This is a genomic window from Streptomyces sp. NPDC006283, from assembly GCF_040613325.1.
GTDB lineage: Bacteria > Actinomycetota > Actinomycetes > Streptomycetales > Streptomycetaceae > Streptomyces.
Genome location: NZ_JBEXRZ010000161.1, coordinates 1 through 16,224 on the forward strand (window position 1 = coordinate 1; position 16,224 = coordinate 16,224).

General features: G+C 70.9%; 11 protein-coding genes and 1 pseudogene. 7 read left to right on the forward strand and 5 right to left on the reverse strand.

The annotated features are described in order from the left end of the window. Positions 1–58: 58 nt before the first annotated feature. A complete protein-coding gene (locus ABZ070_RS26655; RefSeq protein ID WP_356637878.1) occupies positions 59–1,675 on the reverse strand; it encodes an MFS transporter in 1,617 nt (538 codons plus the stop codon). Between the two features lie 303 nt (positions 1,676–1,978). Further along, a complete protein-coding gene (locus ABZ070_RS26660) occupies positions 1,979–3,946 on the reverse strand; it encodes a diacylglycerol kinase family protein (RefSeq protein ID WP_356637869.1) in 1,968 nt (655 codons plus the stop codon). Positions 3,947–4,202: 256 nt separating this feature from the next. Here ABZ070_RS26660 and ABZ070_RS26665 point away from each other — a divergent pair, with 256 nt between their 5' ends. The 4 genes and pseudogenes from ABZ070_RS26665 (at position 4,203) to ABZ070_RS26680 (ending at position 8,966) form a co-directional block, all read left to right on the forward strand. Beyond that, positions 4,203–6,893 carry a LuxR C-terminal-related transcriptional regulator gene (locus ABZ070_RS26665; RefSeq protein ID WP_356637870.1) on the forward strand — a complete coding sequence of 897 codons (2,691 nt, stop codon included), beginning with the start codon at positions 4,203–4,205 and terminating at the stop codon, positions 6,891–6,893. A gap of 90 nt (positions 6,894–6,983) precedes the next feature. After that, the gene (locus ABZ070_RS26670; protein WP_356637871.1) at positions 6,984–7,181 is read left to right on the forward strand and encodes a hypothetical protein; all 198 of its coding nucleotides are present in this window, start codon (positions 6,984–6,986) and stop codon (positions 7,179–7,181) included. Between the two features lie 27 nt (positions 7,182–7,208). After that, a pseudogene (locus ABZ070_RS26675) lies at positions 7,209–7,392 on the forward strand (hypothetical protein); the annotation flags it as partial. Between the two features lie 308 nt (positions 7,393–7,700). Further along, positions 7,701–8,966: a GAF domain-containing SpoIIE family protein phosphatase gene (locus tag ABZ070_RS26680; RefSeq protein ID WP_356637879.1), complete on the forward strand. Its 1,266-nt coding sequence runs from the start codon at positions 7,701–7,703 to the stop codon at positions 8,964–8,966. 201 nt (positions 8,967–9,167) lie between these two features. Here the strand turns inward: ABZ070_RS26680 and ABZ070_RS26685 are convergent, their stop codons facing one another. After that, positions 9,168–9,716, reverse strand: a complete 549-nt coding sequence (locus ABZ070_RS26685; protein WP_356637872.1) for a DUF1062 domain-containing protein — start codon at positions 9,714–9,716, stop codon at positions 9,168–9,170. Between the two features lie 440 nt (positions 9,717–10,156). Here ABZ070_RS26685 and ABZ070_RS26690 point away from each other — a divergent pair, with 440 nt between their 5' ends. Further along, on the forward strand, positions 10,157–11,101 hold the full coding sequence (locus tag ABZ070_RS26690; RefSeq protein ID WP_356637873.1) for a glutaminyl-peptide cyclotransferase: 945 nt from the start codon (positions 10,157–10,159) through the stop codon (positions 11,099–11,101). Positions 11,102–11,284: 183 nt separating this feature from the next. On the opposite strand, the gene ABZ070_RS26695 is transcribed toward ABZ070_RS26690, so the two are convergent. Next, a complete protein-coding gene (locus ABZ070_RS26695) occupies positions 11,285–11,791 on the reverse strand; it encodes a carboxymuconolactone decarboxylase family protein (RefSeq protein WP_356637874.1) in 507 nt (168 codons plus the stop codon). A gap of 185 nt (positions 11,792–11,976) precedes the next feature. Here ABZ070_RS26695 and ABZ070_RS26700 point away from each other — a divergent pair, with 185 nt between their 5' ends. Next, positions 11,977–12,555, forward strand: a complete 579-nt coding sequence (locus ABZ070_RS26700; protein ID WP_356637875.1) for a transposase — start codon at positions 11,977–11,979, stop codon at positions 12,553–12,555. Positions 12,556–12,807: 252 nt separating this feature from the next. Here ABZ070_RS26700 and ABZ070_RS26705 read toward each other — a convergent pair whose 3' ends face one another. After that, positions 12,808–15,198, reverse strand: a complete 2,391-nt coding sequence (locus ABZ070_RS26705) for a PEP/pyruvate-binding domain-containing protein (protein WP_356637876.1) — start codon at positions 15,196–15,198, stop codon at positions 12,808–12,810. Positions 15,199–15,308: 110 nt separating this feature from the next. Between ABZ070_RS26705 and ABZ070_RS26710 the strand changes: the two genes are divergently transcribed. Then, complete coding sequence (locus tag ABZ070_RS26710) at positions 15,309–15,893, forward strand: TetR family transcriptional regulator C-terminal domain-containing protein (RefSeq protein WP_356637877.1); 585 nt, start codon at positions 15,309–15,311, stop codon at positions 15,891–15,893. The last annotated feature ends 331 nt before the right edge of the window (positions 15,894–16,224 follow it).

Sequence of the window (16,224 nt, forward strand, 5' to 3'; positions counted from 1 at the left end):
CGCGACGCGGGCCCCTGCGGCCCTCGCTCACCGCCTGCGGCGGGCTGGTGGCCGGATGTCATCGCCTCCGCTCCACGCCACGGACGGTGCCGGACGCCCGGCTGAGCTCCGCCGTGGCGGGGAGCCGGCGCGTGAAGGGGAAGGCGGCGAGAGTGACGCCGCCGACCGCCAGGACCGCCGCCTTGAGGCTGTTCAGCTGGGCATCGGCGTACGCGTTCACCACTTCGTCCACCTCCTGGGGCGGCAGCCCCGCGCGCTCGGCGGAGGACCGCACCTGGTCGGTCGGCACGAAGCTGACTCCCTCGTCGACGGCGATGCCGGCCTGCTGCCGAGTGGCGTCCGAGACATCTGGATCGTTCTCGATCTGGCTGATGAAGACGCTCACCAGGGCACCGATCAGGAGAGAACCGATGAGCGCCGTACCGAGGGAGGACCCCAGGTTCTGGGCCGAGTACTGAAGCCCTCCCGCCTCGCTGCGCTGCCCCTCGTCGACGCTGGACTGCACGACGTTGCCCAGCTGCGAGGCCAGGAGGCCCATCCCCAGTCCCAGTACCGCCATGGCGAGGGCGAAGGAAGTGTCGTCGAGCCGGGGCCGGATCGTGGCGAGCAGCCACACGATGGCGACGAGAAGGACCAGCAGTCCGATCCTGACCACTGTCCGGGGCCCCGCGACACGGCCGAGGAGGGGGCCGCTCAGAGCGGCCAGGAACATGGTGACCGAGACCGGCAGCAACCGCAGGCCGGTCTCGAAAGCGTTCAGGCCCTGCACGATCTGCAGGTACAGGGGGATGGCGAAGAACAGGCCGAGCAGGATGAGGTTCTGGGCCAGCAGCATGACGAGGCCGGCGCGCAGCGGCGGGACCTGGAAGATCGAGAAGCGCACCAGTGGCTCACGCCCGCGGGCCTCCTGCCGGTGCTCCCAGGTCCGGAACAGCCACAGGAGCACGGCACCCGCAGCGACGACGAAGAGGGTGAGGGAGAACCCGAACACGGTGACCGGGGAGTTGCGCGGGCGCACCCAGCCCCAGGTGCTGCTCTGCAGGACTCCGAGGACCACGCAGCTCAGGCCCAGAGCGGACAGGACGGCACCGACGGTGTCGAGACGGGCGCGGGACTCACGAGCCGCAGGTGCGGTGATCCACCACACGCAGCACAGGAGGGCCACGACCACGACGGCCTCGGCGGCGAACACCAGCCGCCAGGACAGGTACGTCGTCACCCACCCGCCGACAAGCGGACCGACGGCGATGCCCGCTCCGGCCAGGCCACCGATCACGCCGTAGGCGATGGCGCGGTCGCGCCCTTGGTAGGCACCGGCCACGAGCGCCGCGAGGGCGGGAAGCACCATCGCCGCACCCAGTCCCTCGATCACGGACCAGCCGAGCGCAAGCGTCCACAACTCCGGCGAGACCGCGGTCAGAGCCGATCCCACGCCGTACACGACCAGGCCGGCGGCGAACGCACGCCGGCGTCCCATCATGTCGCCGACCTTGCCGCCGGTGATCATGAAGGCGGCCATGACCAGGGTGTAGAGAGTGATGACGCCCTGGATGGAGGTGACGTCGGTGTCGAAGTCCTCCACGAGCTGGCTGATCGACACGTTCATGACCGAGGTGTCCAGAACCATCAGGAACTGCGCCGTGCCCAGGACGGCCAGGCCCCGCCACTTCTTCACCACGTCGCCTCCTCCCGCGGCCGCACGGTACGGACGGGACCGCTGAGCACGTCGGCGGAGCACGCGCATCATCTCGTCGAACAGGTGCTGGAATCAGTCAGGCAGTCACCACATGGTCACCAACCGCGACATTACGGCGGGCGATTGCTCATGTCGTCAGCAGAGCGGCCGTTCGTGACGATCGCCCGCAGCGCCCCCGTACGACCCCGGGGGACGAGCGCCCCGGCGAAGTCACCGGAGATGATCACGAGAGTGCTCCGGCTCGCTGCGGGCCGGGAAGACGAGCGCCGAAGCACGGAAGTGTCAGTGCGTCAGCACAGCCTTGGCACCCACGATGAACCCGCCCAGCAGGAGGTTCACCACCACGGAGATCGCGACCACACGGCGGGTGGCGCCCGCACGCACCGCTCCGACGGCCGCCCAGACGACCTGATCGGCTATGGCGACGGCGAGCGCCAGCCACATCGACGCCTGGATCCCCAGCCCGAACAGGGGGCCGACCAGCACCGCGAGGGCCGGTGGCACGGCGGCTTCGATGATGGGCCGCTCGTCGGCGCACACACGGCGGACCTCCTTGCCGGTCAAGCGCTCGTTCACCAGACTGGCGCCGAAGAGGTGGGCGTACACGTGCGCCGCCCAGAAGACCACGCCGGTGCACAGCAGGAGAGCGGCCAGCTGCACACGGGGGTAGGAGCCGAGCGCCCCGGCGCCGACGACCACCGACCCTGCCAGCAGCGAGCCGTACACGGCACCGGTGTAGTCGATCCTCGACACGTCGCGCGGAGGACGTCGCCACGGCCGGCGATGGACCCGGCCGTGTGCCCGCCCCAAGCCGCGCCGCCCCACGGCCCGGGGCCGGTCGCCGGCGTCCGGTGCCGAGCCCGGCTCGTATGCCGCCGCGCTCGGCACCGCAGGGACGGCCCCGGCCGGCCGGGCCCCACCCGTGCCCTCCTCGGCCGGCACCGGCTCACCGGACGCGTCCCGGGCCGGGAGCCGGCCACTGGACAGCGCGAGCCTGCGCACCTCCCGCCAGTTCATCGCCGCTCGGGAGCGCTTTCCCCGGCGGTGACGGGGCAGCACCACACGCAGCGCCCCCGGCGCGCTGCGGCAGCGCACGGGTGCGGGAAGGGTGAGCGCCTCCCCGTCGACACCGACGTCCAGCTGCGCGGCGTCCGCGTCGACGACCACCTCCCGCGCGGACAGCGAGATCAGTCCGGGGCCCGACCGGCCGCGCAGCAGCCCGGCGGCCTGTGCCGCGTTGTCCACCCTGACGCTCAGCACACCCAGCGTCCCCTGGTCCAGCCGGTCCCGCCGGCCCAGGCCTGCCCAATCCCCCGTGCGGTAGAGGTTGTTGCTGACCAGCACGGCCTGCGGTGCCTCGACGGCCACGTTCTCCGCGCGCACGACGAGGTGGGGCCCGGTGCGGCGGGTCAGCAGTTCCGGGAGCGAACGGAGCGTGGTCCGCACCTTGTCGTCCCGGTACTCCGGCCTTTGCACCACGGCCGCGTAGGTCCCGAAGGACGCGTTGTTGACGAAGCTCCGCTCACCGATGAAGCCCAGGTCGACCCGCACTTCCACACCGTCCGTGAGCGCCTCCAGGCACGTCGACGGGTCGTCGAGGTCGAGTCCGAGATCCAGCGCGAAGTGGTTGCGGGTTCCCGCACAGATCACCAGGAACGGCACGTCACGGTCCGCGGCCACGGCGGCGACCAAAGCCTGTGTGCCGTCACCCCCCGCGACCCCCACGAGATCTGCGCCCCGGTCGATGGCCCGGCGTGCGAGCACGGCCACGTCCTGCGGGTGGGCCGGGTCCAGCACGACGACCTCGGCCCCCAGGGCCTCGGCCTTCTCCTTGAGCCGGAACCTGCCGACCTTCCCGCCCCCGGAACGCGGATTCATGATGAGGAAAGGCCGTCGCGGCGCACCGACACGCCGCTCGGGCACGCCTTCCGCGGTTCCTGCGAGCGCGGATCTGCCCAGGGTGCCGGCCACCGCCCACAGACCCGTCGCCAGCAGCACCTCCCACAGCATCCCGACGACCGCGTACGTCACCAGTACCGCCGCGGGGGCGGCCAGGACGAGCACCAGTGCCAGCACCCTCGCCACGCCGCTGTGCGCCAGCACCCACCACACACCGGCCGCCGTGACCGCGAGCCCTGCCAGGCCGACCGCCACGAGAGCGACGCCGCGCAGCCCGGCGGACACCAGGAGCAGCACCAGGGCCGCCGTCCCGGAGAGAAGCGCCAGGCGCGCTTCCCACCGCCTCTTCACGTGATTCCTCCTCCCGCACACGCCTTCCACCCTTCGTGGACCCCATTGGACGGCGACGCCGCCGCGCGCGCACCACCCGAAGCGGGCGACCGGGATGCCGGCACCCCGCAGAGCGGTCACCTGGCGATCACCGGCGACGGGCGTGACCATGAAGGTGTCCGCCCGCTCACCCGGAAACGACCCCTTTCCGTCCGGACATCCGGATCGGAACCTCATGGAGCGGGCGGGCTGCCCCTGCCTGGGGGTGGTGCTGCACATGACTCCTTCACGCCGTGACAGCCGCAGGGGCTCGCGGAGTGACGCAGGTCCCCGGCCGTCCCCTTCCCGGCCCGGCCGGCTCGACCCGTCGGGCGACCCCCTGCTCGCAGCCAAACTGACCGTGCCGCTGCACCCCGCCACCCTGGTGACCAGGCAGCGGTTGCTGAGCCGGCTCAGCGAGGGGGCGAAGGGACCTCTGACGGTGATCACCGGTGCGGCAGGCGTCGGGAAGACCGCGCTGGCCGCGTCCTGGGCGCGCTCCGACGTGATTCCCGGCCCGGTCGTGTGGGTGACGCTCGACGCGGATGACGGGCCCGCAACCTTCTGGGCGTACGTTCTGGACGGCTTCCGGCGCGGCGGCAGCGCACTGCAGGGTGTCGGCGTTCCGGCCGGCGCCGGCGATGTGGACCACTCGACGCTGATCCGCCTCGCCGCCGCCGTCGAGTCGCTTCCCGCGCCGGTCGTCCTCGTCCTCGACGGGTTCGACAAGGTCCGCGGGCACGATGTTCCGGCCGGCCTGAGCTTCCTCGTGGAGCGCGCCGGGCCTCGCCTGAGGCTGGTCCTGCTCAGCCGCGAGGACCCGTTGCTGCCGCTCCACCGGTACCGCGCGGAGCAACGCCTGTACGAGATCAGGGGCAGCGATCTCGCGTTCACGGCGCACGAGGCGGCGGAACTGCTGAAGGGCCACGGCCTGACACCCGGCAGGGACGTGGTGGAGGCCCTGGTCGGCCGCACCGGGGGCTGGGCGGCGGGCCTGCGGCTGTGTGCCCTGGCCATGGAACGGTCGCACGACCCGGACGGCTTCGCCCGGTCGTTCAGCGCCTCCGAGCACGCGGTCGCCGACTACCTGCTCACCGAGGTCCTCGAGACGCAGCCGACGGCGACACGGGAACTGCTGCTGCGCGCCAGCATCCTCGACCAGGTGCATCCCCGCCTCGCCGACGCCCTGACGGCGCGATCGGACGGCGACCGCATCCTGACGCTCCTGGCACGGGCCCAAGCCTTCGTGGAACCGATCGCCGACACGGGCTGGTACCGCTTCCATCCACTGTTCGCCGCGGTCCTGCACGCCCATCTGAGCAGCAAGCGCCCCGGCCTCGAAACGCGGCTGCACCACCGCGCCGCACGCTGGCTGGCCGACTCCGGCCGGATCACCCCGGCACTGGGCCACGCCGCCCTCAGCGGTGACTGGCAGTTCGCCGCAGCCCAAGCGGTCCGCCACCTGATGGTGGGCGCTCTTGTGACCGACTCGGACAACGGCGCACTCGCGCGCATCTTCACACCGATGCCCGACTCGGTGGACGGCGCCGAACCCGCCCTGGTCACCGCCGCCTGCCGGCTCTCCCGCCAGGACCTCGCCGGCTGCCGGGCATCGCTGAAACGCGCCGAGGACCACATGGAACCGCCGTGCGGGCCGGAGGAGCAGCTCACCCACGCCCTGCTGCGGCTGCTGTCCGAGCCGTTCACCGACGACGACGGCGCCGCGGTCGACGAAGCAGCGAGCCGAGTCGCCGGCCTGATGGCGCGCGTGCCGCACGAGGCGATCGTGCGTCACCCCGAGATCGAAGCACTGCGCCTGTACGGCAATGCCTGCGCCCGTCTGCGTACCGGCCGTCTGGACGAGGCCCGAACCGCTTTCGAACAGACGATGCAGGCGTGCTCAGGAGAGACGACCGACGTCGTGCGGCACCAGACCCTGGGCCGACTCGCCCTCGGCGAGGCCATGGCAGGGGAGCTGAACGCCGCCGAGGAGGACGCGCGCGCGTCCCTTGCCCTGGCCGACGAGCGTGCCGTACCCGAGTCCCACCGCTCGGGGGCCGGCCATCTCGCACTTGCCGCGGTGGCCGCCGAACGCGCTGACGTCCGCATCGCCGCCGGACACCTCACCTCGGCCGACGCGATGCCCGACACCGGTTCGGACCTCGTGCTCGTCACCGAACGGTCCGTGCTGGGGTCGCTCGTCGCGGCCGCCCTGGGCAGATGGCACGAAGCCGTCGGGTCCCTCGCCGAGCCCGGCCCCCAGCCCCCCGAGCCAACGGCGCCGGCATGGCTGTACGAGCGCCGCGCCCTGGCACACGCCGGCGCAGCGCTCGCCCATGGGGACCCGGCGACCGCCTTCACCGTCCTGGACGGAGTCGGCCGCGACGGAGCCTCGTGGACCTTGGCTCTGGCAGAGGCACACCTCGTCGCCGGACACCCCGCGCAGGCAGAGCCCCTGCTGGCCGGGCTGGACGACGCGCCGGGACTGAGCCTGCCGGATCGCGTACGCCTGGACGTGCTACGGGCCCGTGCCGCGGTGCTGGACGGCGACCCGGGCACCGCCCGTGAGCTGCTCGAACAGGCCGCGGAACGGGCCCGCCCGGAACAGCTCCGCAGACCCTTCCACCAGGCCGGGCCGTGGGTCTGGCGTGTGCTCACGGGCCCCGAAGGCCGGCACGGCACGCTGGACTGGCTCACCACGCGACCGCCGCCCGGCCTCGGCGGGCCGGTCCCGATCGAGGCATTGAGCCCCCGGGAACGCGAGGTGCTCGAACAGGTCGCGCGGATGATGTCGACGGACGAGATCGCCACCGAACTGTGTGTGTCGACCAACACCGTCAAGACCCACCTGCGCAGCATCTACCGCAAACTCGGGGTCTCCCGGCGGCGGGAGGCCGTGGAGCGCGGTCGGCAACTGCACCTCATCTGACCCGCTCACCCCCTCCGGGTGAGGTGGCGCACCGCCGGAGGGTGCAGCGTAGTGGCGAGTCCTCTGCCGGGTCGGGAGGTGCGAGCAGGTATGCGCTACGAGTTCCGTGTCACCGGCCTCGTCTCCAAGCCGTTGAGCGACGCCTTTCCCGAGTTGGAGACGGTGCCGGCGGCCAGGCAGACGCTGTTCCTGGGAACCGTGACGGACGACGCCCACCTGTTCGGGCTGCTCGGCCGCTTCCGCGACCTCGGCCTGCGCGTCGTGGAGATGCGGCGTCTGCCCGAGTGACATGTGGCCCGGGAGAGGGAGAAGTCGATCGTGCTCCTCGTCGCCCTCGCCGTGATGAGGAGGGGTGTACCTGGACCCGGTACCCCCTGCGGCCCTGCCCCCGGACGCGGCCGCCGTCATCTACGACACGTTGGTGCGTTTCCTGCGCCAGGCCACGCGTCGCACCGTTCTCGTGATCGCGGTGATCACCGCGCTCGCCGCCCACTTGTATCGCGGCGCGTGGTGGGGGAGAGGAGACGGACCCTGCGGAGCAGGGCAGCCGGGATTCGCCGCTGGGGGCACACCGTGGAGTCGCTTCTGTGTGCCGAATGGCGCACTCTGCGCATCTGAAGCGCGGAGCCGGGGCGCACCCGTGGTCCCATGTCCGGATGGACGTCCTGCACAAGGCCGTCCACGGGTGGACAGGGGAGCGAGCCGGTGACTGAGGACGGGGACCCGGGGGTGCCGCCGCCGGACGTGCCCTACACGTCCCTGCTGAACCTGCCGCTCAGTTCGGACCTGGACCGCATCGGGGAGCAGATGCACGCCCTGGCCCGCGCCCAGCGCAGTCTGCAGGGCCTGCTCGAGGCGGTCATGGGCATCAGCAGCAATCTGGAGCTGCCCGGCGTGCTGCGTCGGATCGTGCGCACCGCCATGGAGCTGGTAGGCGCTCGCTACGGCGCCATGGGTGTGCTGGACGAGAGCGGCGAGTTCCTCTCGGAGTTCATCCCCCTCGGCCTCAACTCCCAGGAGCTGAACGACCTGTCCGGGGTGGAGCTGCCGCGGGGCCGTGGCTTGCTGGGACATCTGATCCACCATCCGGAGCCGCTCCGGGTGGTCGACATCGGGCGGCATCCGGAATCGGCCGGCTTTCCACCGGGTCATCCGCCGATGCGGTCGCTGCTCGGGGTCGCGGTCTCAGTGCGCGGCCGTGTCTACGGGAACCTGTATCTGTCGGAGCGCAAGGACGGAAAGGCCTTCGACGCGCACGACGAAGGCGTCATTCTGGCGCTGGCCGGGACCGCCGGCGTGGCGATCGAGAACGCGCGGCTCTACCAGCAGGTGCGCACCAGCTCCGAGCAGTTCCAGCGGCTGCTGCTGCCCCAACTGCTGGACCTGGACCCGTTCGAGGCGTGCACGATCTACCGGCCGGCGAGCGCGCCCGGACACCTGGGCGGTGACTGGTACGACGCGGTCAAGCTGGCCGACGACTCCTGTGTGGCCATCATCGGGGACGTCGTCGGCCACGACCTGAAGGCCGCGGCCGCCATGTCCCAGATCCGCAGCATGCTGCGGGCCCTGAGCTTCGACGGCCGGACCGATCCCAGTGCCGCGCTGAGCCGGCTGGATCGGATCATGCACGCGACGGGCGATCACACGATCACCACCGCCTGTGTGGCCCGTATCAAGCCCCATGGCGACGGCTGGACGCTGCACTGGAGCAACGCCGGCCATCCGCCGCCTCTTGTGCTCCTGCCGAACGGGCAGGTGAGCTATCTGGAGGCCGAACCCGGTCTCCCGCTCGGGGTCGACGCGGAGGCGCCGCGGCCCGACCACTCCTACGCGCTGCCGCCGGACAGTACCGTGATCATGTACACGGACGGACTGGTGGAGCGTCACGACGAGCCACTGGACCGGGGCCTGGACTCCCTCGCGGTGACCGCCTACCGCCACGCCGGCGAACCGGTCCACGAACTGTGCAGCGCCCTGGCCGACCACCACCCCAGCGACGGGCACGACGACATGGCCGTCCTCGTCTTGCGCACCCCCGGCCACCCCCGTACCTCCACCTGCACCCACTCCTGACAGAGCGCGCGGCACAGCGAGAAGCTCCGGCTTCAGCGCCGGGGGAGGAGCCACTGCTGCTGCTGCCTCCACGGGATACCGACACCATGCCTCGTGACGTCCCGCCACAGTGCAGCGTTGACCCGCGACCAGGTCAAGCGGATCACGCCCTGGGCCTGCCCGGCGGATCATGCCGGACAGGCCCATGGTCCCGAGGAGGGTTCAGCGCTTGAGCGTGAAGGTGAAGCCGCCGGAGCGCTTGCCGCTCAGCCGGACTGCCGAAACGAGTTTTCCCTCCGTGATCAGTCTCTCGACCTCGGCCCGCGAAAGACCGCAGCCTTCAGCGATCAGTCCCACCGGCCGGACAGGGATCCGCGCCGCAAAGCGGACCGAGACGTCGATCACCTCGCGGTCCAGGTGATCCGATCCGCCGGTGTCGAGGCGCCAGGCGTTGTCCCAGTCGAGGGCGATGCGATTACGGTGCTGCACGCCCGGATCCTGGAGCAGCTCAGCTGTCAGGCCGGGATCGTTGTCATGCAGCCGGCCCAGCAGCTCAGGTCGTACGGAGCGCACATTCATCCGCTCCAGGACCGTGAGTTTTGCGGTGTCCCCGCAAGCGGTGCAGAGCACGAGGAGCCAGGCGTCGATGAGCTTGTGGTGTGCGTTGACGCGGAATTTACCGCTTGCCCGGAAGCGCTCGGACGCGCACGCGTGGCAACGGCGGAGAACGAGCGGCAGGCAGGTGGGCACGACAACCCAGTTGTTGAGCACAGAAGTACACCGGTTTCAGTGAGAAGTCCGCAGCAAAAAGGAGCGCGGCGCACATGCGCGACGCGCGACAGATCAGCGCTCGGGAGGTCTCACACGGTGTACAACGGCACGTCCTTGACCAGACGACTTGGGCCGGCAGCACGGTAATGGCGCACAGCGGCGCTGCTCCACTGGTTTTCGAGCGTGCCTCACCGGCAGCCCGCACGAAGACGCGAGATCCGGGCTGAGCCAGCACCATGCCCTGTCCACGGCCGCGCGCCATCCTCGGCGAAGTCCCTCTCACCACCGCCACCGCCACCGCGCACGCCGATCCGGGCCGCCGCCCCCTGGTGGCGGCCCGGCTGCGGTGCCGGCCATCGTGTGGAACCGTGTCCCGGGACACACCTACGCCCCCGGCCCGGCGCTCTGGGGCTGTGAAACGACCAGGATGGGAATGCTCTGTGCCCAAGCCCCTCGCGCCGGCTGTCGCGGCGACGCTGGCCGGGGCATTCTTCCTCGGCATCCTCGCAGTGGGGAACGTTGCCACCCGGCATGACCGCACCGCGCAGCCGGCCGTCGTGACTGACGCCCATGGCCACGTGCCGGCAGACAGCCAGGTGACGGCATCCGCACCGCACGTCGCGCCCCCGCCCCTCACGGAACGACCCACGCCCGGGCGCAGTACGCACAGGCCCGAGGTCCAGCTGCTGCGGATCCAGGTGCGAGACGTCCTCCCTCACGATCCTGAAGCCTTCACCCAGGGCCTGGAGTTCCACGGCACCACTCTTTACGAGAGCACCGGCCTGGTCGGCCGGTCCTCCGTGCGTGCGGGACCACCGGGCCGGGCCCCGACGGTCCGCGCCGAACTGCCTGCGCCGCTGTTCGGCGAGGGCATCACTGTGGTCGGCGACAGGCTCTGGCAGCTCACCTGGCGCGACGGCATCGCCATCGAGCGCGACCCCCGAACACTGCAGGAGCGCCGCCGGGTCACCTACCAGGGCGAGGGCTGGGGCCTCTGCCACCAGCGCATCGCCGGGCAGGAACGACTGGTCATGAGCGACGGCACCGACCGGCTCACGTTCCGCGACCCGACCACCTTCGCAGTGACAGGCGGCATCAGCGTGCGCCAGGACGGCCGACCCGTGACCGGGCTCAACGAACTGGAATGCGCACCCGACGGCGCCCTCTACGCCAATGTCCACCCGACGGACACGTTCAAGCGCATCGACCCGCACACCGGCGTCGTCACCGCACACATCGACGCCTCCGCGCTCCTCACCCCGTCCGAACAGCGCGGGGCCAACCAACTCAACGGCATCGCCGCAGTCCCAGGAACCGACCTGTTCCTGATCACCGGCAAGAACTGGCCTCGCGCATTCCGAGTCGCCTTCGTCCCGAGCTCGTGACGCCGCGCGGCGACCGTCTGGGTCACGTGGGAGCGAAGGATGGTCCGCCGCCCGTGAGGGCGGCGGACCACCTGTGAAACGAAGGGCTCCAAGGGCAGCCGCCCGGCCGACTACGACGGCACGCTCCACCAGGACCGCCACACGGTCGAGCGCTGCATCACGTCAAGTCCTGCCCCGATGTCCTCAATTCCACGGGTCGGTGAACGAACGGCCGGGCACCGGCTTGGCGATGAGCGCTACGGAGATGAAGAAGCCGACCTGGCCGATCGCGAACATCAGCGTGGCGAGCGCCTTGGCCTCGTAGTGCTCGGCCGCCTGCGCATACAGCTCGTCGGAGACCCTCTCGCCGTCCACGGACGGCTGAAGCACGGCTTCCACAAGTGCCAGCGCGGCACGCTCGGCACCAGTGAAATACGGCGAGTCCTGCCATGACGCCACCGACGTGATCCGCTCCTCCGACTGCCCGGCCTTGCGCAGGAATCCCGTGTGCAGAACGGTCAGATAGGTGCTGCCGACGATCTGACCAGCACGCAGCTGGACCAGGCTGATCGTGGAGCGGGGTACCGAACCGTTGCCGGTGGCCTTGAACAGCGCCGCCGAGACTTCCGCCAGTTCGGGGACGAGCTCCGCGGGATCCTCGGACATCCGCGGGACCATCGTGACCTCCGCCGTGATCGAACGTGTTTCCATCGCAGTCTCCTCATGGCCTTCATGCTGCTGTCACTGTCCTGACACGTCGGGACAGAGAAATGTGACAGGCGGAAGAGAACGGATTCACCTGCTTCTCCCAGGAGGCTCCGGCCTTCAGGCCGGGGAATGGGTCTTTGGAGCGGAGCCGCGAAGCGGCGGAGTTCCCTTCGTGTCGGTCGTGACCTGTGCTTTCGGCTGTTGTCAGTGGCGACGGCTCCGACGGGTCCAACTATCAGGGTCGTCGTCTTGGCCGCTACCGGCGTTGGCATGCCCGTAAGCGTGCCGAGTTGCAGGCGAAGCGCAGTAGGTCCGCTGCTCGGCGGGCCAAGCGTCGTGCGAAGAAGGAGGCCCGGCACGCCGCGCACGTCAATCACAGGATCAGTAAGGAGATCGTGGCCGTCGCACAACGCACCGGACGTGGTGTCGCCCTCGAAGACTTGAGTGGCATTCGTGACCGGGTACGGCCATCTCGCGACCAGCGGGCCACGCTCTCCTCCTGGCCGTTCCACCAGCTCGAGGAACACATCCGGTACAAGGCCCGGCGGGCCGGGGTGCCGGTGATGGCGGTGGACGCACACTACACCTCGCAAATGTGTCCCAGATGTGGGCACACGGCGAGGAACAATCGTCCCGTCCGGGACGTCTTCTGCTGTCGTCGGTGCGGGCTCGCTGGCCCGGCCGACCACGTCGCCGGGGTCAACGTGCGCAATCGAGCACGCTCGGCGTGGGTTCTCGTCAACGAACCCGTACCACAAAGGACCTGAACAGCTCCCTCGTGGTAGATGCGACCCGTGACCGCCCTGCCGTAGGGGGCAGTCGGGAGCGCGACAAGGCGTCAACGACAGAGCGAACAAGCTCGGTCGTTCACGGCCGAGAAGTTGACTGATGCGAGCGCTGCGGCGGCGTCAAGCGGGTGCGAGTACGGCGAGCGCAGAGCGGAGCAGGTACGTCCGGTACCGCACGCCGATGCACGGAGCCAGGCCGCGGGATGATCCATGACGATGGGAGATTCCCCTTCAGCCATCAAGCGTGACCGTGCCCGTGGCGCCGTCGACGGTGATCAGCTGGCCCGTGCGGATGCGTTCGGTGGCGGCCGGAACGCAGATGACGGCCGGGATGCCGTACTCGCGGGCGACCGTGGGCCCGTGGGCCATCACGGCGCCGGTCTCCGTGACGAGGCCGCCGGCTGTGAGGAACAGCGGGGTCCAGCCCGGGTCGGTCGTCGGGGCGACGAGGATCTCGCCGGGTTCGATGGACGCGTCGGAGGGGTCGCGGACCACACGGGCTCGGCCGGTGACGCGACCGGATGCCGCGCCCATGCCGGTGAGCGACCGGCCGTCGGACGGCGGGGCCGGCAGGAGCGTCTCCACATCCGTACCGTCCGAGAGCGGGGCGACCGGAACGGTGCGGCGGCGCAGTTCGCGCGCGTACTGCGCGCGCCGGCCGGCGATCGTGTCGCGCAGGTCGGCACCGGTCTCCACTGCCGTGCGCAGCTCGGGGAGTTCGAGGAACATCACGTCGTCAGGGCCTGCAAGCAACCCCTTCGCATGAAGCTCCGCACCGATCAGGAGCAGGCGGCGGCGGCGGTCGCGCAAGGCGTAGAGCCCGGCGAACTTGCCCGCCTCGCGCAGCCCGGACAACTCCCTTGACCTGCGCAGGAAGAAGCCGGCGAGGCGACCGCGCAGCGCCTGCTGGCGACGGGCCCGCCGGGCGAGTTCGGTGAGCATCGACTCGCCCCTCTCCGCGGCGCGCTCGAAGCGACGATCCGGGGCCTGCTCGGGGTCGGTGACGCGCAGGTAGTTGGCGAGCATCGTGAACACCGGTGCCGGGTCCTCGGCCCAGCGCGGTACGCCGACGTCGACCTCGGCGGCCGACCGGGTGCCGTACCTCTCGAGGAACGCGTCGAGGCCGAAGTCCGGCAGGCTGCCCGCCAGTTGGGCCGCAGCGAGGTCCGATGGCGGGGTGCTGAGCAGCATCTCGCGGTGCGGCTCTGCGTGGCGGGCCACCTTCCACAGGGCGAGGTCCATCTCGATCGTGACGTTGTACGGCATGCCGCCGAGCACCGTGCGGATCTCGTCCTCGCTCGCGATGCCCTTGAGCAGCGGCGGCAGTGCGGCGGATACGGCGAGTCCGCTGACGACGGGCCAGATGATCGCGTCGGCGCGTGTGCTCGACTCCGCGTCCCGCTCGACCAGGTCCAACAGCTCCGCCGCCGTGGCCGGATCGGTGACCGGCTGCCGGCGGAGGCGTTCGATCTCGCCGAAGACACGGGCCCGCGCCCGCGCCGGACGGGCCAGCGCGCCGAGGATCCCGGCGGCCGCCTTCGGTCCGGTCTTCATCGCGGCGGCATTGCGCTTACGGGGAGTCTTTTGCGGCGCGAACCGCGGGTCGTCCAGGAGGTGCTCGACCACCTTCTGTGCACGCGGCCCGAAGTCGACCGCCATCAGCTTGACGAGCCGCTGCCGGGTCGAGGGGTCGCGCAGCGCATCGGTCAGGTCGCCGTACAGCCGCCCGCCGATGTCGATGATCTCGACCGTCAGGCCGAACGCCGCGAGCATGCCCGCCAGCATCGACTTCAGCGTCGACATGCCCATGGGGGTGGCGGGGCGCACCATCCCCTGCACGTGGCCGAACTCGACGTAGAGCCGCGGGCCCGGCTTGTCGCTCGGCGGGGGAGCGGGAAAGAGCGTGGTGATCGGGCGCGCTTGCAACAGCCACAGCTTCCCGTCGTGGTCGTAGGCCCACTCGATGTCCTGCTCCGTGCCGAGCAGTTCCTTGATCCGCTCACCGGCCGTGCGCAGTTCCTTGAGGCGGGCCGGTGTGAGGCAGCCGCGCTCTCCGTCCTGCGTGCCGTCCAGCACGTAGTGGTCCGCTGCCGCCGCTCCGTCGACGACCGCCGTCCCCAGTCCCGGCGCGGCGTCGACCACGCTCGCGCTGCGCGAGCCGGTCAGCGGGTCAGCGGTGAACAACACGCCCGCGACGTCGGCGTCGATCATGCGCTGCACGACGACGGCCATACGGACACAGTCGTGCGGGATGCCGTTGGCCTCGCGGTAGGCGGTCGCGCGCTCGGTGTGCAGCGAGGCCCAGCAGGCCTCGATCGCCTCGATCAGCGCCTCGCCGCCCGTGACGCCGAGGTACGTGTCCTGCTGGCCGGCGAAGCTCGCGTGCGGCAGGTCTTCGGCGGTGGCGCTGGAGCGGACCGCGACCGGTCCGTCGCCGAGGCGTTCGTAGGCTGCGAGCACCTCGGCGCGCGGCACCTCCCCGCTCCCGTACGCCTCGGTCGTCACGCAGAAGCCGTCCGGCACCCGCTCGCCGAGGCGGATCAGTCGGGCGAGACCGGCGGCCTTGCCGCCCACCAGGTCCTGCTGTCCGCTGCCGATCGCCGTCAGCTCGAGCACGTTCATGCCGGCCACCTCCTTCGTGCCGACCACGTCCTCCATGACCGACCACACCAGTTTCCAATACGACCGCAATGTATAGCCATGACAATACAGGTGCAATGTAAAGTGGCTGCATGCCGCGCAAGGTCGACCACCGTGAACGCCGAGAACTGCTCGCCGACGCACTGATGCGGCTTGCCGCCACACAAGGGCTGGAAGGCGTGAGCCTGCGCCAGGTGGCGGCCGAAGCGGGCGTCTCGACCGGGATGGTGCAGCACTACTTCCGCACCAAGGACGAGATGATGACGTTCGCGCTCGGCATGGTCGCGGACCGGATCCGCGCCCGCTCCGAGGCGGCGGCCGCGCCGGCGACCCCGCGCGAACTCGTCCGTGGCGTCCTGCTCCAGATCCTGCCGCTCGACGACACCCGACGGCTCGAGGGCCACGTCGGGCTCGCGTTCCTCGCGTACGCCGCGGTGAAGCCGGCAATCCAGGCAGGACTGCGCGAGGACTCGAGGGGGATGCGCGGGTTCATCGCGCAGCAGCTGCGGGCGGCCGGAGCGGACAGCGTCGCCCCCGACCTCGCGGCGATCGGCCTGATGGCGCTCGTCGACGGCCTCGGCATGCAGCTGCTGTCACGGCAGTACGCAGAGAAGGACGCAGTCGCCGCGCTGGACGCCCAACTCGCCCTGATCTTCGGCGAGGCCCGGCCGCGCTGATCGGGGCCGCGTACGACTGGGCCACGAAGAGCGACCACTGGGGCGGAGCGCACACCTGCCCGTCACCGTGGCGTTGGGCGTCCATGGCCCGCGGCGCATCGGGCCTTCCAGGCCACTGGCGGGGGCGCCCGAGCGGCACGGAAGAAGGGCCTGTGCCGGGCCCGTCGTGCCGGCGTTCGCCGCGCTCTGGGGCAGCAGCAGCCCGCCGCCGAGCGCAAGCGCGGTGGCGGTCGCGGCCAGCGCAGACCGCCGTCTGAAACAAGAGTCATGCCCAGGATCTCTACGGAGCGTTCATCTCCGCGCACCGGCCTATGGGTGGCGAGTAGCCGCC

Coding starts and splice junctions, on each gene's coding strand:
- ABZ070_RS26665 (WP_356637870.1), top strand. CDS start 4,203: ATGACTCCTTCACGCCGTGACAGCCGCAGGGGCTCGCGGAGTGACGCA.
- ABZ070_RS26670 (WP_356637871.1), top strand. CDS start 6,984: ATGCGCTACGAGTTCCGTGTCACCGGCCTCGTCTCCAAGCCGTTGAGC.
- ABZ070_RS26680 (WP_356637879.1), top strand. CDS start 7,701: ATGCACGCCCTGGCCCGCGCCCAGCGCAGTCTGCAGGGCCTGCTCGAG.
- ABZ070_RS26695 (WP_356637874.1), bottom strand. CDS start 11,791: ATGGAAACACGTTCGATCACGGCGGAGGTCACGATGGTCCCGCGGATG.
- ABZ070_RS26705 (WP_356637876.1), bottom strand. CDS start 15,198: ATGAACGTGCTCGAGCTGACGGCGATCGGCAGCGGACAGCAGGACCTG.
- ABZ070_RS26710 (WP_356637877.1), top strand. CDS start 15,309: ATGCCGCGCAAGGTCGACCACCGTGAACGCCGAGAACTGCTCGCCGAC.